The organism is Paractinoplanes atraurantiacus (genome assembly GCF_900215205.1).
In the GTDB taxonomy this organism is placed as follows: domain Bacteria; phylum Actinomycetota; class Actinomycetes; order Mycobacteriales; family Micromonosporaceae; genus Actinoplanes; species Actinoplanes atraurantiacus.
Genome location: NZ_OBDY01000019.1, coordinates 90,111 through 115,581, shown reverse-complemented (window position 1 = coordinate 115,581; position 25,471 = coordinate 90,111). Strand labels below are relative to the sequence as shown.

Below are 25,471 nucleotides of genomic sequence, written 5' to 3'. Positions count from 1 at the left end.
CGCCACCTACAGGACGGTTCCCAACGAGGCGGGAACCGGCGTCGGCGTCTCCACCAAGCGGGACAGCACGATCATGCTGCGGGTCGAGGTCACGAAGGGCTCCGCCCGCAGCTTCTCCAGCGCCTGCTCGAGGTGGCCGATGTCGGCCGCCCGCAGGTGCACCAGAGCGTCCGCCTCCCCCGAGACCGTGTAGGCCCCCACCACCTCGGGATGGCGCCGGGTGGCCACCGTGATCTGGGCCGGTGTGGTCCGCCCGGTGCAGAAAAGCTCGACGAACGCCTCGGTCGTCCACCCCACCGCCGACGGCTCGATCACCGTGGTGAATCCCTTGATCACCCCACTGGATCGAAGCCGGTCGACCCGTCGTTTCACCGCCGGGGCCGACAGTGAGACCTTGGCGCCGATCTCGGCGTACGACGATCGTGCGTCAGCCACCAGCAACGCAACGATTCGCTGGTCTACCGCGTCCATCTGCAACGATTCGCCTCCGATGAGCAAGATTTCACGCTGTTTCGTGCGCCTGAGCCTACCTACGCTCTAGGTCATGAACCACAGCGAGCGCCAGCCGCGGAATCGGACATATCTCATGTGTCCCCCGGAGCATTTCACGGTCGAGTACGCGATCAACCCCTGGATGGACACGACCGTCCCGGTCGACGCGGCGCTCGCGGTCAAACAGTGGTCGGTCCTGCGCGACACGCTCGGCGACCTCGGCCACACGGTGCACGTGCTCGACGCCGTGCCCGGCCTGCCCGACATGGTCTACGCGGCCAACGGCGCCTTCTCCGTCGACGGCGCCGTCTACGGCGCCCGCTTCCGCTTCCCGGAGCGCGCGGCCGAGGCGGACGCGCACGCCGCCTTCTACGGCGCCGGCGGCTGGCGTTTCGCCGGGCCGGCGCACATCAACGAGGGCGAGGGCGACTTCGCCTATCTGCCCGCCGCCTACGGCGGCCTGGTCCTGGCCGGCTACGGCTTCCGGACCGACCCCAGCGCGCACGCCGAGGCGCAGGAGGTGCTGGGCCGCCCGGTGCTCTCCCTGCGGCTGGTCGACCCGGCCTTCTACCACCTCGACACGGCGCTGGCCGCGCTTGACGACCGCACCATCGCGTACTACCCCGGCGCCTTCTCCGAGGGCTCGCAGCGCGTGCTGGCCCAGCTCTTCCCGGACGCGGTGATCGCCGACCGGGAGGACGCCGAGGCGTTCGGGCTGAACCTGGTCAGCGACGGCCGGCACGTGATCCTCAACACCGAGGCCATCGCGATGGGTGACCGGGTGCGTGCGGCCGGCTACCACCCCGTGCACGTCGACCTCTCCGAGCTCAAGCGTGGCGGCGGCAGTGTCAAATGTGCCGTGGCCGAGCTGAGGCCGTAGCGGTTGTTCGGAGCGGGTGCGGGAAGATGGACGGCATGACCGACGAGAACCGCACCATGGAGAAGCAGGAAGACGGCTCCGTGATCGTGGTCGGCCCCGACGGGCGCCCGCTGGGCACCATGGACGCCGACGGCAAGCTCGATCCCGAAGCGCCGGGCAACCTGATCGAGCAGCCCGCCAAGGTCATGCGGATCGGCAGCATGATCAAGCAGCTGCTCGAGGAGGTCCGGGCGGCGCCTCTCGACGAGGCGAGCCGGGGCCGGCTCCGTGAGATCCACCAGCGGTCGATCACCGAGCTCGAGGACGGCCTCGCGCCCGAGCTGCGCGAGGAGCTCGAGCGCCTCTCGCTGCCGTTCGAGGGCGACACCCCGCCCAGCGAGGCCGAGCTGCGCATCGCCCAGGCCCAGCTGGTCGGCTGGCTCGAGGGTCTCTTCCACGGCATCCAGGCCGCCCTGGTCGCCCAGCAGATGGCGGCCCGGCTCCAGCTCGAGCAGATGCGCGGCGGTGGCGGCGGCCGGCCGGCGCTGCCCATGGGCGCGCTGCCCGGCATGCCCACCCAGCAGGGCGAGGGCGGCCGAACGGGTCAGTACCTCTAGGAGCGATCAGAGGTCGTAAAGGTCGCGCAGATATTGCGCGACCCCGTCCTCGTCGTTGGTCAGGCCGACCTCGTCGGCCACCTCTTTCACCGCGGGGTGCGCGTTGCCCATCGCCACCCCGCGACCGGCCCAGGCCAGCAGCGGGATGTCGTTGGGCATGTCGCCGAACGCGACGACCTCCTCGGCCTTGATGCCCTCGTTCTCGCAGAGCCAGGCCAGGCCGGCGGCCTTGGTGACACCGGCCGCGGAGATCTCCACCAGCGCCGTCGACGACGAGTGGGTGGTCTCGGCGACGCCGCCCAGCGTGCGGCTGACCAGCTCGAGGAACTCGTCCGGCTGGTGCGCGGCCGAGCGGGCCAGCAGCTTCACGGCGGGCGCCGACGTAAGCTCCTCGGGGGTCGACAGCACCCGTACATGCGGATGGTTGTCGTTCTCCCAGCGCACCGGCCACGCCTCCTCGTACCAGAAGGCGCGGCCGTCCTCGACCTCGACCGCGAGCGCCACGTCGGGCACGGCCTCGCGCAGCTTGGCGCTGACGTCGAGCAGCAGGTCGACCGAGAGCGGGTCGGCCCGCAGGATCTCGTCGGTGTCGGCGTCGTAGACCACCGCGCCGTTGGCACAGACCGCCGGGACCGGCGCCTTCATCTGGTCGAAGAGCTGCCGCAGCCAGCGGACCGGCCGGCCGGTCACCACGACGAACGGCACGGGGAGGGCGTCGAGCACCTCGATGGTCCGCTTGCTCAGCGTTCCGTCGGTGCGGATGAGGGTTCCGTCGATATCCGAGGCGACCAGCTTGAAAGGCGACATCACCTCGACAGTAGCCGGTCGAGGTACGCCGCCACGCCGTCCTGATCATTGGTGAGAGTCACGTCATCGGCGACCGCGAGCAGCTCGGGGTGCGCGTTGCCGACCGCCACCCGGCCCCACCCGGCCCAGGCGAACATCGGCAGGTCGTTGGGCATGTCACCGAAGACCAGCACGTCGGCCGGATCGACACCGACGGCCTCGGCCACCACCGCGAGACCGGTGCCCTTGTCGACGTTCGCCGGGCAGATCTCCACGTAGTCGAGGCCGGCCTGGGTGACCGAAGCCACGTCGGCCGGAACGAGGCGGCGCGCCACCGCGAGGAGTTCGTCGACGTCGTACGCGAAAGAACGGGCGAAGGCTTTGATGACCTCGCCCGTGCAGCACTCGGCGCGGGTGCGCGGCTCGACGACGACGGGGTAGCGCCAGGTCGGGTCGTAGTCGCCCCACAGCGGCGAGTCGTCGTGCTCCAGCGCCTCCACCATGACCGACAGCGGACCGGTCTCGGCCTCGATGGCGGCCAGCACCTGGCCCAGCACCTCGCCGCGGAGCCGGGAGCGGAGCAGGTAGCTGGACTCGGCCTGGTCGAGGACCCAGCCGCCCTGCGCCATCACGAGGAAGTCGGCGTCGCGGATGTCGTTGCGGGTGAGGGAGGTCAGTCGCGGGCCGCGACCGGTGGCGCCCACGACCCGGATGCCGGCGGCCCGGACGCGATCGAGGACCTCATGGGTGTACGCGGACACGGTGTCGTCACTGCGAACCAGTGTGCCATCGAGATCGGTCGCGACCAGTTTGGGGAGTCCAGGCTTGACCATCGATTACCTCCGGGGTGTCGCAAACCCCCGCGGAGGGCGGAAGGAGAACGGTACACCCGCCGGACTACCAGCGGCTATGACTTCTGGTAGCCGGACGGTGTATTGACCGTTAGCGGGAAGGTTCCAACACGTCACGGCCCCCGAGGTAGGGCTGGAGGGCCTTGGGGACGCGCACCGAGCCGTCCGGCTGCTGGTGGTTCTCCAGGATCGGAATCAGCCAGCGGGTGGTCGCGAGCGTGCCGTTCAGCGTGGCCGCGGTCTGCGGCTTGCCGTCCGCGTCGCGGTAGCGGATGTTGAGCCGCCGGGCCTGGAAGGTCGTGCAGTTCGACGTCGAGGTGACCTCGCGGTAGCGGCCCTGCGACGGCACCCAGGCCTCGCAGTCGTACTTGCGCGAGGCGCTCGAGCCGAGGTCGCCGGCCGCCACGTCGATCACCCGGTAGGGGATCTCGACCTTGGCCAGCATCTCCTCCTCCATCGCGAGCAGGCGCAGGTGCTCCTCGGCGGCGTCCTCCGGCTTGCAGAAGGAGAACATCTCCACCTTGTCGAACTGGTGCACCCGCAGGATGCCGCGCACGTCCTTGCCGTACGACCCGGCCTCGCGCCGGTAGCAGGACGACCAGCCGGCGAACCGCTCCGGGCCGCTCTCGAGGTCGATGATCTCGTTTGAGTGATAGGCGGCCAGGGCCACCTCCGACGTGCCCACGAGGTAGAGGTCGTCGGCCTCGAGCCGGTAGATCTCGCTCGCGTGCGCGCCGAGGAAGCCGGTGCCCTCCATCGACTCCGGCTTGACCAGCGACGGCGTGATCGACGGGACGAAGCCGTGCTCCACCGCCTGGGCGATCGCCATCTGGAGCATGCCGAGCTGGAGCAGCGCGCCGACGCCGGTCAGGAAGTAGAACCGCGAGCCCGAGACCTTGGCCCCGCGCTCGGTGTCGATCGCCCGCAGCGCCTCGCCGATCTCGAGGTGGTCCTTGGGGTTGTCGATCTGGGGGATGTCGCCGACCTCGCGCAGCACGACGAAGTCGTCCTCGCCGCCGGCGGGCACGCCCTCCTGCACCACGTTCGGCACGGCCAGGTGGGCCTGGCGCAGCGCCTCGTCGGCCGCGCTCGTCTCGGCCTCGGCCGCCTTGACCTCGGCCGCCAGCTCCTTGGTGCGGGCGAGCAGGGCGGCCCGCTCGTCGCCGGAGGCCTTGGGCACCTGCTTGCTCAGCGATTTCTGCTCGGCCCGCATCGCCTCGAACCGCTGGGTGGCGGAGCGGCGGGCCTCGTCGGCGCGCAGCAGGTCGTCCACCAGCTCGGTGGACTCGCCGCGCACTCGCTGGCTGGCGCGGATCCGGTCGGGGTCGTCGCGAAGCAGACGCAGGTCAATCACGATTGACGAGCCTACCGGCGAGCAGGCCCGATCTTCATCCGGATATGCCGTCGGTGTAGGACGTGAACGGCTTGGCCGGTGCGACCGTCAGGTCGAGGGGAGCGTCGGGCTGCCTGTCGTCGGCGTCGGCCGGGCGGCGCCACGACCAGGGCTCGACCGAGGCCGGAGCCTCGTCGTCGTCCACCTTGTCCGGCTGCCCCAGGTAGCGTCCGGCCAGGTAGAGAGCGGCCACGGCCAGCGCCATGGCCACCAGCGCGCACCAGAGGCCACGCCCGTACGTCAGGGAGATCTGGTCGCCGTCGAGCGCGATCTCGTAGACCCGGTCGATCGCCCCGCTGCTGTCGCCGAGCTCGGCCGCGAGCGCGATGAGCAGGCCGAACGCCGTGCCGGCGGCGCTGAGGCCGGCCAGCCGGGCGTAGCGGCGACCGGCGGGCGGGCCGAACATGGTCAGCACCACGGCCGGGACCACGAGGAAGATGCCGATCAGATAGCCGGTGCCGAGCGCACCCAGGTCGCCGATGCGGGCCGCGACCGCGCGCTGGCCCACGTCGCCGCTGAGCACCTCGGCGTCGACAGTGGTGACCTGCCACTCGGAGAAGAGCGAGGCGAGGGCGGCGACGCCGGCCAGGGCCGCCAGCAACGGGACCACCCGCCGGTCGCCGGCCAGCTCACGAAGGGAGAAGCCGGACTGCCACCGCCGCTGCCGGACGGGCGGCTCCGGGCCGAACTCGACCACCGACTCGGCCGGGGCGACGCCGAGGTCGATCGGCTGCTGCTGCGCGGGCATGTGAACCATGATGACGGGTGCGCAGGTCCCACGGCCAGCGGCCGAACGATGGACTAGCGTTCTGGATATGCCTATTCGTACCGCAACCGCCCGCTGGCAGGGGAACCTCACCGAGGGTTCCGGCACGATCAAGACCGGCAAGGGTGGCATCCAGGGGAACTACTCGTTCAAGTCGCGCTTCGAGGAGGGCGAGGGGACGAACCCGGAGGAGCTGATCGGGGCCGCGCACTCCGGCTGCTTCTCGATGGCGTTCTCCAAGGCCCTCTCCGACGAGGGCTTCACGCCCAACTCGGTCGAGACGGTCGCCAAGGTGCACATGGACAAGACGGACGCCGGCTTCAGCGTCACCCGCATCGACCTCGAGACCGTGGGCGACGTCCCCGGCATCGACGACGCGGCCTTCCAGAAGATCGCCGTGGCGGCCAAGGAGGGTTGCCCGATCTCCCGGCTGCTCTCGCCCGGCGCCGAGATCACGCTCAGCGCCAAGCTGGCCTGATCTTCTTGATGGCAAGACCGGGGCGCTTGGTCGTACGGATGATCGGGCGCCCCGGGCACAATGGGTGGCGTGCCGGTCGAGATGAGTGCCGAACGTTTCGAGGAACTTGTCGGTGAGGCCCTCGACGAGGTGCCACCCGAGCTGATGCGCATGATGAACAACGTCGTGATCATGGTCGAGGACCTGCCGCCGGACGGCAGCGACGACCTGCTCGGCCTCTACGAGGGCACGGCGCTCACCGATCGCGGCTGGGACTACGCGGGCGTGCTGCCCGACCGGATCACCATCTTCCGCCTGCCGACGTTGAAGATCTGCGACTCCGAGACCGACGTGATCGACGAGGTCGCGATCACCGTGGTGCACGAGATCGCCCACCACTTCGGCATCGACGACCACCGCCTGCACGAGCTCGGCTGGGGATAGCTCCGCCCTCTTACGCTGGGTCCAAGGCCCCACAACAGGAGGACGTTCATGCGCAGTGAGCTTTTCTCGGCGGAGAACCTCGAGAAGGAGTCGGCCCAGCCCGGGCTGCGGCTGCAGAACTCGAAGCTGCTCAAGGCCGAGCTGAACGGCGAGTTCATGGCGCGGGTCGGCTCGATGGTCGCCTATCAGGGTCAGGTGCAGTTCGAGGCGCTCGGCTCGGGCGGCATCGGCAAGTTCCTCAAGCAGAAACTCACCGGTGAGGGCGTCCCGCTGATGCGGGTCAAGGGCCACGGAGACGTCTTCCTGGCCGAGCGGGCGGCCGACATCCACCTCATCGACCTCGACCCGGGCGACGCCCTGTCGATCAACGGCGCCAACGTGCTCGCCTTCGAGTCGTCCCTGCGCTACGACATCAAGATGGTCAGCGGCGCCGGCATGATGTCGAACGCGGGCCTGTTCAACTGCGTCTTCACCGGCCAGGGCCGGATCGCCGTCACCACGCACGGCACCCCGGTGGTGCTGACCATCGACCAGCCGACGTATGTCGACCCGCAGGCCGCGATCTGCTGGTCGGCGAACCTGCAGACCGGATATCACCGTGCCGAGCAGCTCGGCATGGGCACGCTGCTCGGCCGCTCGACCGGCGAGCGCTTCACGATGAGCTTCGCCGGTCAGGGCTTCGTCGTGGTCCAGCCCTCCGAGGAGCCGCCCGGCGGCATCGCCGGCCTGGGCGGCGGCAACCAGCAGCAGGGCGGCGGCGGCATCCTAGGCAACCTCTTCGATTAGGCGGTTTCGCCCGCCCTGACCTGGGCCAGCCAGGCCGCGGAGTCGGCGAAGTCGGCGTTGGCCAAGCCCGGTGGGGACGGGACCGGGGCCTCCTGGACCAGGCGGTGGCGGGGGTAGCTGCCCAGGAAGCGGACGTCGGCGCAGATGCGGCGCAGGCCTTGGAGGGCCTCGCCCAGCTGGGGCTCGGCGACGTGGCCGGTGCAATCCAGGAAGAAGACGTACGTGCCCAGCTGCTCGCCGGTCGGGCGGGACTCGATGCGGGAGAGGTTGATCCCGCGCACCGCCAGCTCGGTGAGCACCGCCAGCAGGGCACCGACCTGGTCGCGCCGGATCGAGACGGCCAGCGACGTGACATCGTCGCCGGTCGGCTCGGCCGGGCGGCCGGGGCGGGTGAGCAGCGCGAACCGGGTGACCGCGTCGGGGTGGTCGGCCACCTTGTCGGCCAGCACGGTCAGCTGGTTGCGGGACACGCCGATGGGGGCGCAGAGGGCGGCGTCGTGCTCGCCGGCGGCCGCGCTGATCGCGGCGGCGGCGTTGGAGAGCACGTCGACGATCACCGCGTCCGGCGCGTTGGCCCGCAGCCAGTTGCGGCACTGGGCCGAGGCCTGCGGGTGGGCGGCGATCGTCCGGATCGCGGCCAGCGGCGTGGGCTGCCGCGCGCCCAGCACGAACTCGACCGGCAGGACGACCTCCCGGGTGATCACCAGCGGGGCGCCGGTGACCAGCTCGTCCAGGGTGACCGGGACGGCGCCGCCGACCGAGTTCTCCAGCGGCACCAGCGCGGCGTCGGCCTCACCGGCGCGGACCGCCTCGAGCGCCTCGGGGACGCTGCGGGCGGGGGTGCGCAGGCCGCGCTCGGCCGCGGGGATCGTGCGCAGGGCGGCCTCGGTGAAGGTGCCCTCTGGGCCGAGGTAGACGAAGCGCGTGGGCGGCGTTCCGGGCATGACGGGAAGTCTAGGCCCGGCTCGCGCGCTCGGCGCGGCCGAGTAGCAGCAGGGTGGCGCGGCCCGGCCGAAGCCGCGCGGCCCAGCCGTGGCCGGGCGGGGCGCGTCAGAAGCCGCAGGCGAGCACGCGGATGCCGGGCGGCGCGCTGTTCTGCACCGGGTCGATGCACACCTCCGAGCCCGCGGCGACCAGGGTGAGCGTGGCCCCGGAGCCGGTGGCGACCACCATGAAGGGGTCCTCCTCGGCTCCGCTGAGCTCGAGGGCGGTGAAGGACCACGTGCCCGAGCAGCGCGGGCCGTCCTGCACGACCAAGGGCTTGTTCGCCATGCCCTGCTGCTTCTTGGCCAGGATGACGATCTCCGGACCGGTCGGCACGGTCGTGCACTTGGGCGCGTGCGAGGGCGTCGGGGTGGGTGACTTCTCGGTCGGCGCGGTCGTCGTCGGGACCGTGGCCGGCGGGAGGGTGGCCGGCGGGAGCGTGATCGTGGGATAGGTCGCCGTCGGATAAGCCGGGACGGTAATCGGCGGGGTGGTGACGGGCTGGGTCGCCGGCAGGGGCAGCGAGGGGTCCAGCGGGACGGGCGCGGCGCTGGCGGTCGCGTACGTCGGCGAGGTGGGTTGCGGCTGCGGCGGGGCGCCGCAGGCCGACAGGATCGCCAGGGGGAAGACGATCAAGGGGATGGAGCGTGTGCGGGGGAACACCCGGACATGCTAAGCCCGATCAATCAGGAAGCAATGCGATGACCGGCGGCGTGCAGGGTGTCCATGGCCTCGGTCAGGCGCACGGCCGGTACCAGCAGATAGTCGGTCGTGTAGGTGGAGAACGTCACGATGTTTACCCGGGCGTCGGCCAGCGGGCCGATGAGCGAGGCCAGGACGCCGGTCAGCGCGAGGTCGAGCGGCCCCACGACGCGCAGGCAGCGCCAGGCGGTGTCGGCCGTGGCGCCGTCCGGCACACGGTCGCTGGGGCAGATGATCGACAGCTCCTCCGGCGCCCAGCTCAGCGAGATCACACTCTTCTCGTCCGGCCCCTCACTCAGGGAAGCGGGAAGGGGTGAGCCGGCCGGAAGGCGGCACACCGCGTACTCCCCTGGTAGCAGGTCGAGATCGAGCATGAACGCAGACTACGTTTCGAGGTCATTTCTGCACATGCCCGCGAGGTGCGGTAAACACCACAGCGGCTAGTAGCGCACCGGGGAGAAGAACGTCAGGGACCCGGCCACGCGCTCGCTCTCGAACAGCGGCGTGGCGATCGCGTCGACCGTCAGCGGCGGCTCGCCCGGGCCCGGCACGACGCGCAGCAGACCCCGAGCCAGGCGCTCGCTGCGGACCGCGAGCAACGGCGGGATCTTGTCGGCGTCGGACTCCTCGAGCTCGCCCGCGCCGGCCGTGAAGTCGATCAGGTGCAGCACCCCGCCGAGGGGTTTGCCGATCACCTCCGGCGGCTTGCCCAGCCCGAGCAACTCCGCGGCCGAGGCCGAGAGGGCCTGGATCGTGGTGGAGTTGTCGATGATCAGGCACGGCTCGGCGGCGGCCGCGACGGTCGCCGTCCACCTCTCGAGACTGGGGACGAACTCGGCCTCGGACGGTGTGCGCGCCTGGGGGACGAACGCTCCGGAAAGTGAGAGTTCGACGTGCGCCACCCGGTCCTCCTCGCTCCTGCGGATCAACGGCGGCGCCGCGGCGCGACCGGTGACCCGGGCGCTCGCCGCGGCGATGAAGCCGTCGACATCAACCGCAAGGAACGTTACCGGCGAGCCGGACGCTTGTCAGCGGCCGTTTGTCCGTCGGCGTGCCAGCGATAGTCGCCGGCCGGCCGGTACGGAGCGTTGGCCCAGGTGGCCGGATGGTTGGCCACGGCCGAGAGCTTGCCCGCGGTGGCCGGCGAGATGCGGGCGCCGCCGGCGATCAGCAGGCGGTCGAGCTCCTTGTCGGTGGAGACCAGCACCTCCTTGGGGAGGCCGTGAACGCTGATCACGCCCGATCCGACGAAGGTGAGCACGGGGGTGACGGGCACGCTCAGGCCGACCGCGGCGGAGAGGGCCTTGCTCGCGCGGCGGGCCTCGCGGCGGGCCTCGGCCACGTACGCCGGGCGCTTGCCGTTGATCTGGACCACGTCGCCGGCGATGAGCACGCGGGCGCGGCCGTGGTCGGCGACGGTCACCGCGTAGACGCCGCCGGGGCCGATCGCCAGGAATCCGGCACGGTCGTCGGCCGGGTCGGGCTCGTAGTGGCCCAGGGCGTCGGTGCGCGGCCAGTCGACGATGTGCCACGCCGGACCGAGACGGTCCAGGCGGGTGAGAGCTCGGTTACCCGCGGCCTCGAGACGACGGGCGTCGCGCTCGGAGCGGCGGCGCTTGAAGTACTCGGTGGGCGACGGGCGGTTCGGTGCCTCCAGCGCTGCGGGCTGCGCGAGAGGGCGGTCGATGAGGCTGGTGGGCTTCGCGGGCAGAGCAGGGCGTGCTGGGAAGACAGTCACTTCGACCTCCGGCAAAAGGTCCTTCGGGCTCTCTTTTCACTACCGTAAGTGCTCGACCCCCTACGGAAGCAAGACACCAGGGCGGAAAGAAAGGGGAGTGAGTGGGGATGAATGCCGCATTCACGCATCGCGACTTCTTGCGGATGGTGCATCTTGGCGCCCGTTCCCCTGTTCGACTGGTTCTCGGACAAAGTTAGTCGGCGCGCCGGGTTCATGCACAGGTGTCTCATGATCTAGACCGAACGTCATCGAACAACCGCGAGGAGTGCTGGGAGATCGACTGCGGAGTACGGTCGGGTTGTGGCGCACTACGTCGACAGCGAGGTGGGCAGGCTCCGCACGGTGCTTCTGCACCGGCCCGGACCCGAATTGGCCCGATTGACCCCTAGGAATAACGATTCGCTGCTTTTCGATGCGATTCCGTGGGTCGGGCGGGCGCAGGAGGAGCACGACGCCTTCGCGGCCGCCCTGCGTGAACGCGGCGTGGAGGTGCTCTACCTCGGTGAGCTGCTGGCCGAGACGCTCGCCGTCGCCGAGGCCCGCGAGGAGCTGACCGCCGGGGTGCTGGCCGACCGCCGGCTCGGCGACACCCTCCGCGACAGCGTGGGACGGTATCTGGCCGACCAGGACCCGCGGCGCCTGGCCGACGTGCTGATGGCCGGGCTGGCCCACGAGGAGCTGAAACCGGGGCCGGGCGGCCTGGTCTACGAGCTCATGGACCGCCACGACTTCGTGATCGACCCGCTGCCCAACCTGCTGTTCACCCGCGACTCCTCGGTCTGGGTGCGTGAACACGTGGCGGTCACCAGCCTCGCGATGCCGGCCCGCAACCGGGAGACGACGCTCACCCAGGCGATCTACCGCTACCACCCGCGCTTCGCCGGGGCCGAGCTGCTCTACGACCCCGGGCTGGAGCACCTCGAGGGCGGCGACGTGCTGCTGCTGGCGCCGAACGTGCTCGCCATCGGTGTCGGCGAGCGCACCACCCCGGCCGGCGCCGAGCGGCTGGCCCGCCGGGTCTTCGCGGCCGGGCTCGCGCACACCATCCTGGCCGTGCCGATCGCCCAGGAGCGCGCCACCATGCACCTGGACACGGTCTGCACGATGGTCGACGTCGACGCCGTGGTCATGTATCCGAACATCGCCGACACCCTGCAGGCCTACACCGTGAAGGCGGACGCCGACGGCGAGCCGCGGGCGCGGGGGCCGAGGCCGTTCCTCGAGGCGGCGGCCGAGGCGATGGGAATCGACCGGTTGCGGATAATAGACACCGGTCTGGACCCCGTCACCGCCGAGCGCGAGCAGTGGGACGACGGCAACAACACCCTCGCCATCGGCCCTCGGCTCTGTGTGGCTTATGAGCGAAATGTCGAAACCAACGCCCAGCTGGAGCGGGCCGGCATCGAGGTCGTGCGGATCAGCGGCAGCGAGCTCGGCAGCGGCCGAGGCGGCCCTCGGTGCATGAGCTGCCCGATCGAGCGGGAGTCGCTCAGTTGAGGGCGGGAGTCGCTCGGCTAAGGGCGGGGATCGCGCGGCTGAAGGCGGGAGCCCTTCCGGCTAGGAGCAGGTGACGCGGGAGACAATCAGCTCGGGGACCGGGACCGGCCCGTCGACCAGGTCGGCCCGGTCGGGGAAGTCGAAGACGGCGATCTGGAGCTGCATCGGATACTGCGGGGCCTGGTCGACGCGCTTGACGACCTCGCCGTCGATCGTGAAGGCGAGTGACTCCCGGCGCCACTTCACGCCGTACGTGTGAAAGTCGGAAATGTCCAACGAATGCGTGACCGTTCCCCAGTCCTCGGTCAGGTTGGGATCGCGGAAGCGATGCAAGCCCATGCCGATCTCGTGCGGGGCGGTCCCGAAGACCTCCATCACGCAGATTTCGCCGGACAGCTCGGGGGCGGTCTCGACGCCGGCGAGCCAGAACGCGACCATCGACCACGGCGTGATGACGCCCCGCATGGTGATCTCGACGTCGCTGTAGAGGGGCGTGACGCCCCAGAACTCCCCCTGCTCCTCGCGGACCTCGAGCCCGTCGCGGAACGGCTGGCCGCCGACCGTGCTGCCGACCGACCCGGAGTAGTTGGCGCTCTGGATGCCGGAGACGCGCAGCGGCGTCTCATGAATGCCCTCGGCCCACAGCGGCTGGTCGGCGGGGATGCTCAGCCGAAGCTCCCCGCCGCCCACTTCATAGGTCGCCGCCGACCGCGTCCGAGAGCTCCAATGCGGCAAATACCACGGAACCCAGACAGAGCGGTCCAGCTCCGCAGAGGTGAACCGCTCGTCCAGCACGGTCAGCGCAAGGTCAGCTGGCGGCCGATCAAGCCCTGCTTGGCGCGGCGGGCGTCGGGGTCCAGCGGGCCCGTCTCGGCCAGGATGTCGGCGTAGCGCTTGGCGAAGTCGGCCAGCGGGGCCTCCCAGTCGGCACCCTCGCCCTCGCCCGGGATGTCCCAGACGGGCACGAGCAGGCCGTGGGCCCGGAACATGCCGGCGAACTTGGTGTTCTCGCCCAGCAGCAGGTCGCCGGAGGCCGAGAGGCGGGCCAGCGCGTCGAGCGCCTTGTCCTCCGCCTCGGGCAGTACCCAGCGGACGTGACCCTTGTCGGGGGCGACCCGGCACCAGTACGCCGCGTGGGCGCTCTGCAGGCGCACGGTCGGGTAGATCGAGGCGTTCGCCCGTTCGAGGGACGCCTTCACGTTCGGGTCCTCGGCCTGCTCGGCGTCGAGCCAGTACTCGAAGCCGTCGTGCATGGTGATCTCGAGCGGGCCGTCGACCAGCACGTCCTGCAGGCGCGGGCCCTCGCCGGGCAGGGCCGGCACCGACACCGTGTCGCCGGGCTCGGTGCGCAGCGCGCTCAGGATCGCCACCGCGAGGTCGCGGGAGACGTCACCGGACTGGACGTGCCGCTGGAGACCGATGAAGACCCGCCCGTCCTGGCGCGTCATCGCCGGCCAGGCCATCGGGAGGACCGTCGAGAGGGTGATCGGGCGGTCCCCGTACTCCTCGATGATCTCGGGCTTGAGGGTCAGCGGCGCGGACGCGGCCGGAACGAGCTCGCGCAACGCGATCCACTCCGGCTCGTCGGCCATGCCCTCGAACGGCCGGGCGACGAAGATGTCCCGCACCTTCTCGCGTTTGGGTGCGGACGACTGGCGTTGGTTGCGACGCTTGCTCACGGCGACACAGCCTAGGCGCTGAACCGCCCCGTGTCTTTTCAGGCTCGCGGGAGACGGACCTCGGCCGTGGTGCCGCCGCCCTCGCGGGGGCGCAGCGAGACCCAGCCGTGCTGCCGCTCGACGAGCCGGCGCACGAGGTAGAGCCCCAGGCCGGCGCCGGGGTGATGCTGCCGGTCGCCGGACTCGGCCTGCCAGTAGCGCTCGAAGGCCCGCTCGACGTGCTCGGGCTTGATGCCGGCGCCCCGATCGGAGACCCGGAAGCGCAGCGTCTCCTCGTCGGCGCCGGCGCACAGCTCGATCAGCGAGTCGGGTGGCGAATATTTGTCGGCGTTCGTGGTGAGCTCGGTCAAGATCGTCGCGATCGAGTCTTTTTCCCCGTACGCCTTCGGAAGCTCCGCCGGAAGGTTGCCGATCAGCATGCGCCGGCGCAGGTCGGCCGGCAGCTCCTCGACCGCGCCCCGCAGCGTCTCGGGCAGGTCGAACGGGCCGGCCGGCGAACCGCCGATCTCACCGTCGGCGCTGGCCGCGGAGAGCAGGCGGTCGACCAGCCGGGCCAGCTCGCCGGCCCGGGTGCCGATGATCCGGACCGCTTCCTGGCGCCCGTCCTCGCCGAGCGAGTCCCAGTGGTTGGTCAGCGTGTCCGCGTACCCCTTGATGACCGTGACCGGCGTCCGCAGCTCGTGGCTGGTGACGGCGACCCAGAGGTCGCGGGCGTCCTGGCGGGTGGAGCTGTGCACCGGCAGGCCCGCGCGGGCCGCGTAGAGCCGCCCCACGTGCGCGGCGAGCAGCTCCAGCACCGCGTGGTGCTCCGGGCCGGGCTCGCCGTCGCCATCGCCGAAATAGACGTGCAGGGAGCCGACGATGGCGTCGCCCACCTCGCAGCGGGCGCCGAGCATGCGGCGCACGTCGCCGCCCTCGACATGCTTGGCGAACTCGTCGTTGAGCGAGTCGAGCGGGATGAGCAGCGTGCGGCCGCCGCGCAGGCGGGAGTCGGCGCGGTCGACCCGGCGGCCGATGGCGGGCGCGCAGGCGCCGGTGGCCGCGATGATGCGGCCGTGGTCGGGCGCGTACTCGGCGAAGCCGGCCCCGCGGCCGCCCAGCGCCTCCTGGGCCAGCCGGACGACCTGGTGCAGCGTGGGCAGCCCGGTCTCGCCGGCGTTGATCCGGTCGAGGAGGGCGATCTGACCTCGTGTCAGCGCGCTGTAGTCGGGGCGGTCCGGCATGCTTGCGAGTTTGCCTCGCTTCCCTGTCTTTGGGCAGGGCCTCGGAGTGTCGTGCGTCACATTTCGGCGAGACGATCGAGAACGAAGCGCGGCCGGTCGGTGATCACGCCGTCCACTCGGTGCTCCAGCACCAGGTCGAGGTCGGCTTTCTCGTTCACGGTCCAGATGTACGCCTGATGCCCGGCGGCCCGGATGGCGGGGATCAGGCCCGGCCGGGCCCGTACGAGCCCGACGCCCGGCCCGGCGATGCGCGCGCCGAACGGCAGCCGGCCCCGGGTCACGCCGACGCCCGGCGGCAGCAGCTCGACGAGGTAGACCGTCGGGATCGTCGGCGCCTGGGCCCGGACGCGGCGCAGGGCCAGCGCCGCGAACGACATCACCGTCACCCGGACGGGGTCGTCGGGACGCTGCTCGGCCAGACCGTGCCGGCGCAGCATCTGCACGAGCCGCCGCTCGACCTCGGCGCCGTAGCGTGACGGGTGCTTGGTCTCGATGAGTAGCCGCACCTGCCGGCCGCTGTCACGCACCGCTTCCAGCAGCCGGTCGAGGGTGAGCAGCCGGGTCAGATCGGGCAGTGGCTCCTCGTCGACCGGATAACCGGGGTGCCACGAGCCGAAGTCGAGCGAGTCGAGCTCGGCGAGGGTCTTGGTGCTGACCAGGCCGCGGCCGTTGCTGGTGCGGCCCAGCCGCCGGTCGTGCACGCAGACCAGGTGGCCGTCGCGGGTCAGCCGGACGTCGCACTCGAGCCCGTCCACACCGTCCTTCAGCGCCTGGAGATAGGCCCCGAGGGTGTGCTCGGGCAGCGCGTCACCGCCGCCACGGTGCGCGAAGACCAAAGGACGGTAATTACTCACAGGACGCTGGGTGGCTGACCGTTCTCACTGACAACCTCGCGGCCGGAAGCCTCCCAGGACTTCATGCCGCCGTCGAGGTTGCGCACGTTGTCCCAGCCGTTGCCCATGAGGTACGACACGACCTGGCCGGAGCGGCCGCCGGAACGGCACACCACCACGACCTCGACATCGGTCGGCACCTCGGCCACGCGGGCCGGGATCTCCATCATCGGGACGTGGTGGGCGCCGGGCGCGTGGCCCGCCGCCCACTCGTCGGGTTCGCGAACATCGAGAAGGTACGCGCCGTCCTCGACTTCGACGGCGGTCACGCTGGGCACTTGGGGTCCGAACACGGCATTAAGCGTACGGGGGTCAGCCACCGGCGGTGGCGCTCGACCCCTTCAGGTTGGCCGACATCCACTCGCTCATCTTGTCGGCCGCGACCGCCTTGTAGAGCCCCAGCGCCTTTTCCCGGTCGGAGACGACGACGGACTGCCCGCCGATGGTGTCGGCGCCCTTGTTGGGGCTGGTGATGAAGGTGAGGTTGCTGCCGCGGACGCCGCGCAGCTCGGAGGCCATGTCGGTCAGCGAGAAGTCGTTGTCGACGGTGACGGCGGCCGTGACCGCCTTGAGGAACGAGTTGAGCTTGCCGGGGTTGGTGATCGTGCCGGAGCTCGTCGCCTTTTCCATCAGGGCCTTGAGGAACTCCTGCTGGTGCTGCATGCGGGCGAAGTCGCCACGGGCGAACTGCTTGCGCTGGCGCACCCAGTCGAGCGCCTGCTCGCCGTTCATGTGCATCATGCCCTTTTTGAACACCCGGTGCGGCTTGTGGATCGACGTGATGGTCTGCTCGACCTTGAGGTCGACGCCGCCGAGCGCGTCGGTGACCTCCTTGAAGCCGCCGAAGTCGATGGCCATGACGTGGTCGACCTTGACGTCGGTCATGCACTCCACGGTGTGCACGGCCCGGGGCAGGCCACCGAAGGCGAAGGCCGCATTGATCTTGGCGCGGCTGCCGTCGGAGCACTCGGCGTCGTTGCTCTTCGGGATCGTCACCCACAGGTCGCGGGGGATCGAGATGAGCTGGGCGCTTTTGTGGTCCTCGGGGACGTGCATGAGGATCAGCGTGTCGGCCCGCCACTTGCCGGCGCCGTCGTCCTTGGCGTCGGGGTCACGGGAGTCGCTGCCCACCAGAAGGATGTTCTGCGCGCCCTCGATCGCCTTGGCCGGGCGGTCGGTGGAGATGCCGGAGAAGGCGTCGGTGCGCTTGAGGTCCTTGTCGAGGCCGCGGGCATATCCGTAGAGGGAGATGCCGGCGATGACCGCGATGATCAGGAGCGCCAGGCCGGCCAGCAGGGCGATGCGCTTCCAGCGCGGCCGCGGGCGGTTGCCCCGGTAGGAGTTGCCACTGCCGCCGCCGGCGGGCGGGCGGCCACCGCCGCCACCGCTGTTGCCACGGGGCGGCCAGTCCTCTCCCGGCCCGGACGGACGTGACGGACGTGCCGTTGCCCGGCCCGCGGGCGGAACGGAGGCTCTTCCCGACTGATTGCCGTACGGAGAGGTGGGAGCAGACATGAAAGCAAGGTTACGGACCCCGCGCCCGTTCGCCTCGTCTTAACGGCCGACGCGGCACGAAGGGGGGAGAGGACGGCTCTCCCCCCTTCGTCTATTCGCAGGTCAGTGCGCGCCGTGTCCGGTAAGCGACCGGACCTCGAGCTCGGCGTACTTGTCGGCGTCGGACTCCTTGGAGATGACCGTGCCGATCCAGCCGGCCAGGAAGCCGGCCGGGATCGAGATGAGACCCGGGTTGGACAGCGGGAACCAGTGCCAGTCGTGGTCGGGGAACATGGCCGTCGGCGAGCCGGAGACGACCGGCGAGAAGAAGACCAGGCCCACGGCCACGATCAGGCCGCCGTAGATCGACCACATCGCGCCGGAGGTGTTGAACCGCTTCCAGAACAGGCTGTAGAGGATGGCCGGCAGGTTGGCCGAGGCGGCCACCGCGAAGGCCAGCGCCACCAGGAAGGCCACGTTCAGGCTCTGCGCGAAGATCGAGAGCGCGATCGCGACCGCGCCGATGACCAGGGCGGAGATGCGGGCGACCCGCACCTCGTCCCGCTCGGACGCCTGACCGCGCTTGATCACGTTGGCGTAGAAGTCGTGCGCGAGGCTCGACGACGAGGCCAGGGTCAGGCCGGCCACCACGGCGAGGATCGTGGCGAAGGCGACCGCCGCGATCACCGCCAGCAGGATCGCCCCGCCGGTGTCACCGCCGAAGTAGTCGATGCCGAGCGCCTGGGCCAGCTGCGGCGCGGCGGTGTTGCCGGCCTTGTCCTGGGCCGTGATGTTCTTGCCGCCCACCAGGGCCGCCGCGCCGAAGCCGAGGGCCAGGGTGAACAGGTAGAAGGTGCCGATGATGCCGATCGCCCAAAGCACGCTCTTGCGGGCGATCCGGCTGGTCGGCACCGTGTAGAACCGGGTCAGGATGTGCGGCAGGCCGGCCGTGCCGAGCACCAGCGCGATGCCGAGCGAGAGCAGGTCCATCTTGCTGTAGAAGGTGGCCGACGCGCTCGCCGTCTCGACGCCGTAGCGCAGGCCCGGCTCGAGGAAGGCGTCACCCTTGCCCGACTGGGCGGCGGCGTCGCCGAGCAGGTCCGACAGGTTGAACTTGTAGTGCGCGAGCACCAGGATCGTCATCAGCAGGGCGCCGGTCATCAGCATGAACGCCTTGACGATCTGGACGTACGTGGTGCCCTTCATGCCGCCCACGACGACGTAGACGATCATCAGAGCGCCGACCAGGATGATGGTGGCGACCTTGGCCGTGTCGGCGTCCATGCCGAGGAAGGTCGTACCCGGCTTGATGCCCAGCAGCAGCGACACGAGCGCGCCGGCGCCGACCATCTGGGCGATCAGGTAGAAGATCGACACGACGATGGTGGAGACGCTGGCCGCCGTACGGACCGGGCGCTGGCGCATCCGGAACGCCAGCACGTCGGCCATCGTGTAGCGGCCCGCGTTGCGCAGGTACTCGGCGACCAGCAGCAGCGCGACCAGCCAGGCGACCAGGAAGCCGATCGAGTAGAGGAAGCCGTCGTAGCCGTAGAGCGCGATCAGGCCGGCGATGCCCAGGAAGGACGCCGCCGACATGTAGTCGCCGCCGATCGCCATGCCGTTCTGGAAACCGGAGAACTGGCGGCCGCCGGCGTAGAAGTCGGTGGCGGTCTTGGTCTGCCGGCTGGCCCAGATCGTGATGCCCAGGGTGATCGCGACGAAGACCAGGAAGAGCGTGATGGTGAGACCGCGCGAGGAGGAGGCGGTGGCCTCGGCGGCGAGGAAGTGCGGTTCCATCAGGCCTCGGTCCCCTTCTTGTCGCCGCTCTCGATCTTCTCGCCGCTGTCGATCTCGTTGTAGATCTGCTCGGCCAGCGGGTCGATCTTCTGCGCCGCGTAGCGCGAGTAGTACCAGGCGATCAGGAACGTCGAGAGGAACTGGAGCAGGCCGAAGACCAGCGCCACGTTGATGTTGCCGACGAGCTTGGTGCTCATGAAACCGCGGGCATACGCGGAGAGCAGGACGTATAGGGCGTACCAGAGGAAGAACGCGGCCGTCATCGGGAAGACGAAGCTGCGGACGATGTGGCGCAGCCTTCCGAACTCCTCGGACTGCTGGACGGCCACGTACCTCTCGGCGGAGGTCGGAGGCACTTCGGTAGTCACCGGGTTTCACCACCTTCGGGTGGGGCGGACTTTCCGGCAACGTACGGAAGTTGCGGGCCGGTCACCGGCGGCCGGTCGGCCGTTGCGCCGAGTGGCCGTCTGACTGCGCCCAATGGAAGACGAAGGTCAGCGGGTTACAACTCCCGGTACCTCCCTCGATAGTGGATCAGCGGGCCGGCCGGGGAATCGACGGTGATCGTCTCGATCACGGCCTCGACCAGCAGCGCCCAGCCGCACTGGCGCGACGATGCGAGGCGGCAGCCGGCCCAGGTGCCGTGGCCGGCGGGCACCGGGCCGTAGTCGGTCTCGATCCATTCGTCGGCCGCGAAGAGGCCGCCGGGCGCGGGCATGAGGCCGGCGAACCGGTCGGCGACCTGCCGGTCGGCCGGGGCCAGCGGGATCACCGCGAACCGGCCGCTGGTCTCCACCGCGTCCCAGAAGTCGCTCTCGTCGTCGATCAGCCCGAGCACCCGGCCCGGATCACCGTCGGCGATCAGCGCCGACGAGACGGTCAGCCCGGCCGGGCCGGGCGTGGTCCAGAGGGTGACCGGGCTGGCCAGCCGGCCGCGCAGGCGCCGGACCGCGGACTTTTCCTCGTCCGGGGTGGCGAAGGGATCGGTCGAGTGAATCGTCACGCTGACCATTCTGGCTTTGCTTACAGAAGGTGCACGACTCTATCCGTCAACATTGATCAAGAACTATCTTCCTACGGGAGGAGGTCGCCCGTGCATCAGCAGGTGCAGTTGCACCCGGGAGAGGTGCTGCTCGTCGGCGCCGACGCGAGTGTGCAGTTCGAGGGGGCCCGGGCGCTCACCTTCCGGCTGATCCGGGTCGACACGCGCAGCACGTACGACGGCTGGCTCTGGCTCGAGGGTTACGTGCTCGGGCCGACCGGGGTGGCGCTGCAACGCCGCCGCATCTTCGTACGCCGTGAGGGTCTTCGTCCTGCTCTCTGAGAAGTTCCTGGATGTAACGTGTGCCAATGGATGAGGCGTTGCCTCGGCCCGGCGAGGTCATCTATGTGGGCGGGGCGGCCAGCGTCCAGTTCCAGGGCGAGCGGGCGCTCACCCTCCGGGTCATCCGCGTCGACCCCCGGCTGACCTACAACGGCTGGCTCTGGATCGACGGCTACGTGCTCGGGCCGACCGGCGAGGCGATCGAGCGGCGGGTGATCTTCGTACGGCAGGACGGCCTGGTCAAGCGGCGCTGACTCACCGGCCGGCGGTGACCGCGGCCAGCACCTCGGGCATGCGTCTGTCCAACGTGTCTCCGGCCAGGCCGGAGCCGATCAGATAGGCGGCGCAGCCGTAGGCGACGCCGGCCGGCAGGCCGATCCACAGCCAGACGTCGCCGAGGAAGAAGCCGACGACCAGCAGCGGCGCCGACACCACCACGGTGCCGGCCATCGCGCCCAGCGTGAGCAGGCCTTTCGCCACCCCGCCGCCCGAGGAGACCGCGAACGGGCTGGTCGTCTCGGGCAGCGAGTACGCGGCGAGGACCGAGATCGGCAGCACCACGCCCAGCCCCACCCCGTACGCCGCGACGAGCCCGCCGAACTGCGCGGCGATCGACTCGGGCCGCCCGCCCACCAGGGCCACCACGACCGCGACGACCACCAGCAGCGGCACCGTGAACAGGGCGTGCGCCGCGGCCCGCGAGTGGATCTCGGTGCGGCCGGGCACGCCCGCGGTCATGTTGGCCGCGTACGCGCTGCCCTCGTAGCCGAACTGGTTGGCCAGCGCGATCGCGGCCAGCGCGCCCACGAACAGGGTCATCGGGCCCGGCGACCCGCCGCTCATCGAGATCGAGACCGGCAGGAAGAGCCCGACCACGGTGAAGGTGATCAGCGAGGCGCGCCGCCGGGTCTCCCGCAGCCAATAGCGGACCTCGCGGCCGACCAGCGCCCCGAACCGAGTGGCGGGCAGGCGGCCGAACAACAGGCGGCCGACCGGCGATCTCGTGTCGGTGGCCGCGCCGCCGCGCCCGCTGCCGGCGGTGCCGAGCATGGCCTTTTCCAGTGTCGCGCCCCACCACCACAGCAGTCCGGCGATGGCGGCGATGACGATCAGGAGCTTCAGTGGTACGGCCCAGGGCCGCCCCGCCGCGACGTCGAGGCCGACCGTCCACGGCGCGCCCAGCGGCGTCCACCCGGCGATGTCGGCCACCGTGCCGAACGCCGCCCAGTCGGCCCGCTCCAGCCCGGCCAGCACGGCCAGTTGCAGCGGCCCGAGCAGCGCGGCCGTCACGGCGAGCAGGATCACCGCCAGGTCGCGCGAGCGGCGCGACCGCAGCCCGGTGGCGAACGCGCTGGTCACGGCCCGGCTCACGGCCACGCAGAGCAACAGGCCGGCAACGATCCCGGCGACCTGGGCCAGGGCGGCGGCGGCCCCGCCGAGCTGTCCGGCCGTGTTGACCGTCCCGGCCGTCGCGACCAGCGTCGCCACCGCCGGCAGCCCGACCAGCGCGGCCACGAACAGGCCGGTGATCAGGGTGCGGCGGCGCAGCGGGAAGAGCGCGAAGCGGGCCGGGTCGAGCGACTCGTCCACGCCGAAGAAGACCAGCGGCAGCACCACCCAGCCCAGCACCAGCGCCGACCCGCCGAGCGGGAGCAGGGTGGCGGCGGCCTGCTCGTCGCCGAGCACGCCGGGCACGGCGAAGATCGCGTAGCCGGCGACCGCGAAGATGCCGGACAGCAGCACGCCGCTCACGAACAGCGCCACGCGGCCCGGCCGGCCGCGGAGCCCGTTGGCGATGAGCCGAAGCTTGAGCCGCACGAACGGCATCGGCGAGCCGCCGGGCACCCGCGCCGGCGACGCCGAGGTCAGAGCCACGCCAGCTCCGACCCGGTGCCGACCCGGGCGCCGACGACCTGGACGAAGACCTCCTCCAGGGAGCGGTCGCCGCGCACGGCGTCGAGCGTGCCGTGCATCCGCAGAACGCCGTCGGACAGGATGGCGACGTGCGAGCAGAGCCGCTCGACGACCTCCATGACGTGGCTCGAGAAGATCACCGTGCCGCCGCCGGCCACGTACCGCTGAAGGATGTCCCTGATCCTCGCGGCCGAGACCGGGTCGACGGCCTCGAACGGCTCGTCGAGCACCAGCAGGCGCGGGGCGTGCAGCAGCGCGCAGGCCAGGCCGATCTTCTTGCGCATGCCGGCCGAGTAGTCGACCACCATCGTCTTGTTGGTGGTGCCGAGCTCGAGCACGTCGAGCAGCTCGCGGGCGCGCTGGTCGACGGTCGCGGCGTCCATGCCGCGCAGCAGGCCGTGATAGGCGAGGAGCTCGGCACCGGTGAGCCGGTCGAAAAGGCGTACCCCGTCGGGAAGGACACCGAGGCGGGCCTTCGCCGCGACCGGGTCGGCCCAGACGTCGTACCCCAGAAGGAAAGCCTGACCCGCGTCGGGCCGTAAGAGACCGACGGCCATGGAGAGGGTCGTGGTTTTGCCGGCGCCGTTGGGACCGAGCAGGCCGTAGAACGAGCCGGCCGGGACGTCGAGGCTGACGCCGGAGACGGCCAGCTTGGTGTCGAAGTGTTTGACCAGTCCGCGCAGCGACATCGCGGGCGGCGGTGCTTCTGAAGGAAGTTCTTCCCCTGATCGTTGCGCCGGCACGGTCATGATTTCGAAGTTAGCAGGTCACGACACCCGCAACGACTCCGGCGCGTGGAGGCGGAGCATGGTCGCGCCGACGTCCGGAGGCACCCGGCGGCCGGTCAGCAGCGACCCGGTGACCATGACGAAGAAGGCCAGCGGCACGGTCCACGCGGCCGGCTCGCCGATGAACTCGGCGAACCATCCGTGCAGCGGCGGGCCGAGCACGGTGATCAGGACGGCCGCCATCGATGCGCCGCCGCCGATCAGGATGCCGGCGATCGCGCCGACGTCGGTCAGCCGGCGCCACCAGATGCCGAGCACGAGCAGCGGGCAGAAGCTCGACGCGGCGACGGCGAAGGCCAAGCCCACCACCCGCGAGACGTCCATGTTGGAGGCGTAGATCGACAGCAGGATGGGCACGACGGCCGCGAGCACCGTGGCCAGGCGGAAGTCGCGGACCGAGCCGGCCCGGCCGCCGTGCAGCACGTCGGTGAAGACCACGCCGGCCACGCTGGTCAGCAGGCCGGAGGAGGTGGAGAGGAAGGCGGCGAGGGCGCCCGCGGTGACCAGCGCGGCCAGCAGCCGGCCGAGGTGACCGCCGCCGAGCGCGGCCTCGGGGAGCAGGAGGACGACCGCGTCGGTGCGGCCCGTCATGAGCAGTTGTGGGGTGTAGATGCGCCCCAGAACACCGTACAAAGTCGGCAATAAATAGAAGAGCCCCACGAGACCCAGCACGACCAGGGTGGTGCGCCGGGCGGAAGCGCCGTCGGGGTTCGTATAGAAGCGCACGAGCACGTGAGGGAGGCCCATCGTGCCGAGGAAGGTGGCCAGGATGAGCGAGTATGTGGCGAAAAGGGTGCTGTTGCCGCTGGGCTGAAGCCAGTCCGTTCCGAAGGTGCTGTCCACGGTGCTGACGGGCGGGACCTCGTCGCCCGCTTCATAGCTTAAGATTTGTCCCTTTTGTACGGGTGTGCCGGCGATGATCGCGTCCTGTTCCACAGTGACCGTGGTCGCGGTGGGAAAGACCGTGGGTGTGACCGCCGGACGGCCGTCCGACTGCCACTGGAGCACCAGGAAGATCACGGGGACGGCCAGGGCGGTCAGCTTCAGCCAGTACTGAAAGGCCTGCACGAAGGTGATCGCGCGCATGCCGCCGAGCGCCACATTGGCGGTCACCACCACGCCGACCAGCAGGGCGCCCCAGACGTACGAGCCGCCGGTGACCGTGGTGAAAGTCAGGCCAGCGCCCTGCAACTGCGGCACCAGGTAGAGGCAGCCGATGAAGACGACGAAGATGCTGGCCAGCCGGCGCAGGGTCAACGAGCCGAGCCGCACCTGGCAGAAGTCGGGCAGGGTGAACGCGCCCGAGCGCCGCAGCGGCGCGGCCACGAACAGCAGCAGGGCCAGATAGCCCGCGGCGAAACCGACCGGGTACCAGAGCACGTCCACGCCGTAGCGCAGGACCAGGCCGGCGACGCCCAGGAAGGACGCCGCCGACAGGTATTCGCCGCTGATCGCGGCCGCGTTCCAGGCTGGGCTGACCGAGCGCGAGGCGACCAGGAAATCCGAGGTCGTGCGGGCGAAGCGCAGGCCGTACACGCCGATGCCGACGGTCACCAGCACCACGACCACCAGGCCGGGCACGACGTACGGGTTCACCGCTCGGGCCTGCGGATCACGGCGATGAAGTCCTGCTCGTTGCGCTCGGCCCAGCGCACGTAGGCCCAGCCCACGACCAGCAGGAACGGGAAGGCGGCGACACCGAGCAGCAACCACGGCAGGTAGATGCCGAAGATCTTGAACTCGGCCACCCCGGGCGCGGCCACGAACAGCAGCGGCAGCGCGCCGAGGGCGATCACGACGACCAGCGCGAGCCGCAGAGCCAGCGCCAGCTGGGCCCGCATCAGGCCCTTGACCAGGGCCTCACCCACGGGAGTCTGTTCCGCGAGGTCCGTGCGGGTCAGGTCGGCGGGGCGGCTGCGGGCCGCGACTTCCCCGAGCACGACCCTCGTACGCCGGGGGGTCTCGTCATCGGGGGCCATGCCGGGAG

The 25,471-nt window shown here is 70.7% G+C and carries 31 protein-coding genes; 8 read left to right on the top strand and 23 right to left on the bottom strand.

Features of this window, described 5'->3' with window-relative positions:
• Positions 1-6: 6 nt before the first annotated feature.
• Positions 7-477 carry an Lrp/AsnC family transcriptional regulator gene (locus tag CRP55_RS33275; protein ID WP_097325498.1) on the bottom strand — a complete coding sequence of 157 codons (471 nt, stop codon included), beginning with the start codon at positions 475-477 and terminating at the stop codon, positions 7-9.
• Between the two features lie 67 nt (positions 478-544).
• On the opposite strand from CRP55_RS33275, the gene ddaH reads away from it, so the two are divergent.
• Both ddaH and CRP55_RS33265 read left to right on the top strand, forming a co-directional pair.
• On the top strand, positions 545-1,372 hold the full coding sequence (gene ddaH, locus CRP55_RS33270) for a dimethylargininase (RefSeq protein ID WP_097325396.1): 828 nt from the start codon (positions 545-547) through the stop codon (positions 1,370-1,372).
• 35 nt (positions 1,373-1,407) lie between these two features.
• Positions 1,408-1,968 (top strand): bacterial proteasome activator family protein, encoded by a 561-nt coding sequence (locus CRP55_RS33265; protein ID WP_097325497.1) that lies wholly within the window; start codon positions 1,408-1,410, stop codon positions 1,966-1,968.
• A 6-nt stretch (positions 1,969-1,974) separates the two neighbouring features.
• Here the strand turns inward: CRP55_RS33265 and CRP55_RS33260 are convergent, their stop codons facing one another.
• The 4 genes from CRP55_RS33260 to CRP55_RS33245 all read right to left on the bottom strand — a co-directional run bounded on the left by CRP55_RS33260 (position 1,975) and on the right by CRP55_RS33245 (position 5,746).
• Positions 1,975-2,775, bottom strand: coding sequence for an HAD family hydrolase (locus CRP55_RS33260; protein WP_179855434.1), 801 nt, complete (start codon positions 2,773-2,775; stop codon positions 1,975-1,977).
• On the bottom strand, positions 2,775-3,587 hold the full coding sequence (locus CRP55_RS33255) for an HAD family hydrolase (protein ID WP_097325393.1): 813 nt from the start codon (positions 3,585-3,587) through the stop codon (positions 2,775-2,777). The genes CRP55_RS33260 and CRP55_RS33255 overlap by 1 nt, the downstream gene beginning before the upstream one ends.
• A 109-nt stretch (positions 3,588-3,696) precedes the next feature.
• Positions 3,697-4,959: a serine--tRNA ligase gene (serS, locus tag CRP55_RS33250; protein ID WP_097325391.1), complete on the bottom strand. Its 1,263-nt coding sequence runs from the start codon at positions 4,957-4,959 to the stop codon at positions 3,697-3,699.
• A 34-nt stretch (positions 4,960-4,993) separates the two neighbouring features.
• On the bottom strand, positions 4,994-5,746 hold the full coding sequence (locus CRP55_RS33245; RefSeq protein ID WP_097325389.1) for a hypothetical protein: 753 nt from the start codon (positions 5,744-5,746) through the stop codon (positions 4,994-4,996).
• A gap of 67 nt (positions 5,747-5,813) precedes the next feature.
• Between CRP55_RS33245 and CRP55_RS33240 the strand changes: the two genes are divergently transcribed.
• From CRP55_RS33240 to CRP55_RS33230, 3 genes are read left to right on the top strand one after another with little or no spacing between them, the layout of a single operon-like run.
• The gene (locus CRP55_RS33240; RefSeq protein WP_097325388.1) at positions 5,814-6,242 is read left to right on the top strand and encodes an OsmC family protein; all 429 of its coding nucleotides are present in this window, start codon (positions 5,814-5,816) and stop codon (positions 6,240-6,242) included.
• Between the two features lie 60 nt (positions 6,243-6,302).
• Positions 6,303-6,665 (top strand): metallopeptidase family protein, encoded by a 363-nt coding sequence (locus tag CRP55_RS33235; RefSeq protein WP_179855433.1) that lies wholly within the window; start codon positions 6,303-6,305, stop codon positions 6,663-6,665.
• Between the two features lie 48 nt (positions 6,666-6,713).
• Complete coding sequence (locus tag CRP55_RS33230) at positions 6,714-7,451, top strand: AIM24 family protein (protein WP_097325386.1); 738 nt, start codon at positions 6,714-6,716, stop codon at positions 7,449-7,451.
• Here CRP55_RS33230 and pheA read toward each other — a convergent pair.
• From pheA to CRP55_RS33205, 5 genes are all read right to left on the bottom strand, one after another.
• Entirely contained in the window at positions 7,448-8,395 is a 948-nt protein-coding gene (gene pheA, locus CRP55_RS33225; protein ID WP_097325384.1) for a prephenate dehydratase, read from the bottom strand. The genes CRP55_RS33230 and pheA overlap by 4 nt on opposite strands.
• A gap of 106 nt (positions 8,396-8,501) precedes the next feature.
• Complete coding sequence (locus CRP55_RS33220) at positions 8,502-9,098, bottom strand: hypothetical protein (RefSeq protein ID WP_097325382.1); 597 nt, start codon at positions 9,096-9,098, stop codon at positions 8,502-8,504.
• A gap of 23 nt (positions 9,099-9,121) precedes the next feature.
• Positions 9,122-9,511, bottom strand: coding sequence for an ACT domain-containing protein (locus tag CRP55_RS33215; protein ID WP_097325380.1), 390 nt, complete (start codon positions 9,509-9,511; stop codon positions 9,122-9,124).
• 66 nt (positions 9,512-9,577) lie between these two features.
• Complete coding sequence (locus CRP55_RS33210; RefSeq protein WP_097325378.1) at positions 9,578-10,039, bottom strand: PAS domain-containing protein; 462 nt, start codon at positions 10,037-10,039, stop codon at positions 9,578-9,580.
• Between the two features lie 104 nt (positions 10,040-10,143).
• Complete coding sequence (locus CRP55_RS33205) at positions 10,144-10,875, bottom strand: hypothetical protein (protein WP_097325493.1); 732 nt, start codon at positions 10,873-10,875, stop codon at positions 10,144-10,146.
• A gap of 300 nt (positions 10,876-11,175) precedes the next feature.
• Here CRP55_RS33205 and CRP55_RS33200 point away from each other — a divergent pair, with 300 nt between their 5' ends.
• Positions 11,176-12,372 carry an arginine deiminase gene (locus CRP55_RS33200; RefSeq protein ID WP_097325377.1) on the top strand — a complete coding sequence of 399 codons (1,197 nt, stop codon included), beginning with the start codon at positions 11,176-11,178 and terminating at the stop codon, positions 12,370-12,372.
• Between the two features lie 60 nt (positions 12,373-12,432).
• On the opposite strand, the gene CRP55_RS33195 is transcribed toward CRP55_RS33200, so the two are convergent.
• From CRP55_RS33195 to CRP55_RS33155, 9 genes are all read right to left on the bottom strand, one after another.
• Positions 12,433-13,062 carry a glycoside hydrolase family 16 protein gene (locus CRP55_RS33195; RefSeq protein WP_245923537.1) on the bottom strand — a complete coding sequence of 210 codons (630 nt, stop codon included), beginning with the start codon at positions 13,060-13,062 and terminating at the stop codon, positions 12,433-12,435.
• A 107-nt stretch (positions 13,063-13,169) separates the two neighbouring features.
• Complete coding sequence (locus tag CRP55_RS33190) at positions 13,170-14,051, bottom strand: DUF5926 family protein (RefSeq protein ID WP_097325373.1); 882 nt, start codon at positions 14,049-14,051, stop codon at positions 13,170-13,172.
• Positions 14,052-14,089: 38 nt separating this feature from the next.
• On the bottom strand, positions 14,090-15,274 hold the full coding sequence (locus CRP55_RS33185; protein WP_097325372.1) for a sensor histidine kinase: 1,185 nt from the start codon (positions 15,272-15,274) through the stop codon (positions 14,090-14,092).
• A 56-nt stretch (positions 15,275-15,330) separates the two neighbouring features.
• Positions 15,331-16,128 (bottom strand): glycerophosphodiester phosphodiesterase, encoded by a 798-nt coding sequence (locus tag CRP55_RS33180; RefSeq protein ID WP_097325370.1) that lies wholly within the window; start codon positions 16,126-16,128, stop codon positions 15,331-15,333.
• Positions 16,125-16,460, bottom strand: a complete 336-nt coding sequence (locus CRP55_RS33175; protein ID WP_097325368.1) for a rhodanese-like domain-containing protein — start codon at positions 16,458-16,460, stop codon at positions 16,125-16,127. The genes CRP55_RS33180 and CRP55_RS33175 overlap by 4 nt, the downstream gene beginning before the upstream one ends.
• Positions 16,461-16,479: 19 nt before the next feature.
• A complete protein-coding gene (locus tag CRP55_RS33170) occupies positions 16,480-17,682 on the bottom strand; it encodes an LCP family protein (protein ID WP_097325366.1) in 1,203 nt (400 codons plus the stop codon).
• A 102-nt stretch (positions 17,683-17,784) separates the two neighbouring features.
• Entirely contained in the window at positions 17,785-19,458 is a 1,674-nt protein-coding gene (locus tag CRP55_RS33165) for a monocarboxylic acid transporter (RefSeq protein ID WP_097325365.1), read from the bottom strand.
• A complete protein-coding gene (locus tag CRP55_RS33160; RefSeq protein WP_097325363.1) occupies positions 19,458-19,826 on the bottom strand; it encodes a DUF485 domain-containing protein in 369 nt (122 codons plus the stop codon). The genes CRP55_RS33165 and CRP55_RS33160 overlap by 1 nt, the downstream gene beginning before the upstream one ends.
• Positions 19,827-19,960: 134 nt before the next feature.
• Complete coding sequence (locus CRP55_RS33155; protein WP_245923536.1) at positions 19,961-20,461, bottom strand: flavin reductase family protein; 501 nt, start codon at positions 20,459-20,461, stop codon at positions 19,961-19,963.
• Positions 20,462-20,551: 90 nt separating this feature from the next.
• Between CRP55_RS33155 and CRP55_RS33150 the strand changes: the two genes are divergently transcribed.
• Positions 20,552-20,782, top strand: coding sequence for a hypothetical protein (locus CRP55_RS33150; protein WP_342751598.1), 231 nt, complete (start codon positions 20,552-20,554; stop codon positions 20,780-20,782).
• 26 nt (positions 20,783-20,808) lie between these two features.
• On the top strand, positions 20,809-21,036 hold the full coding sequence (locus CRP55_RS33145) for a hypothetical protein (RefSeq protein ID WP_097325360.1): 228 nt from the start codon (positions 20,809-20,811) through the stop codon (positions 21,034-21,036).
• A gap of 1 nt (position 21,037) precedes the next feature.
• Here CRP55_RS33145 and CRP55_RS33140 read toward each other — a convergent pair whose 3' ends face one another.
• Genes CRP55_RS33140 through CRP55_RS33125 form a run of 4 tightly spaced genes read right to left on the bottom strand, consistent with a single transcriptional unit; the run spans position 21,038 to position 25,463 of the window.
• The gene (locus tag CRP55_RS33140) at positions 21,038-22,609 is read right to left on the bottom strand and encodes an ABC transporter permease (protein ID WP_097325490.1); all 1,572 of its coding nucleotides are present in this window, start codon (positions 22,607-22,609) and stop codon (positions 21,038-21,040) included.
• A 38-nt stretch (positions 22,610-22,647) separates the two neighbouring features.
• Positions 22,648-23,445, bottom strand: coding sequence for an ABC transporter ATP-binding protein (locus CRP55_RS33135; RefSeq protein WP_097325359.1), 798 nt, complete (start codon positions 23,443-23,445; stop codon positions 22,648-22,650).
• Positions 23,446-23,463: 18 nt separating this feature from the next.
• Positions 23,464-25,080 (bottom strand): sodium/solute symporter, encoded by a 1,617-nt coding sequence (locus tag CRP55_RS33130; protein ID WP_097325358.1) that lies wholly within the window; start codon positions 25,078-25,080, stop codon positions 23,464-23,466.
• On the bottom strand, positions 25,077-25,463 hold the full coding sequence (locus CRP55_RS33125) for a DUF485 domain-containing protein (protein WP_097325356.1): 387 nt from the start codon (positions 25,461-25,463) through the stop codon (positions 25,077-25,079). The genes CRP55_RS33130 and CRP55_RS33125 overlap by 4 nt, the downstream gene beginning before the upstream one ends.
• Positions 25,464-25,471: the final 8 nt, after the last annotated feature.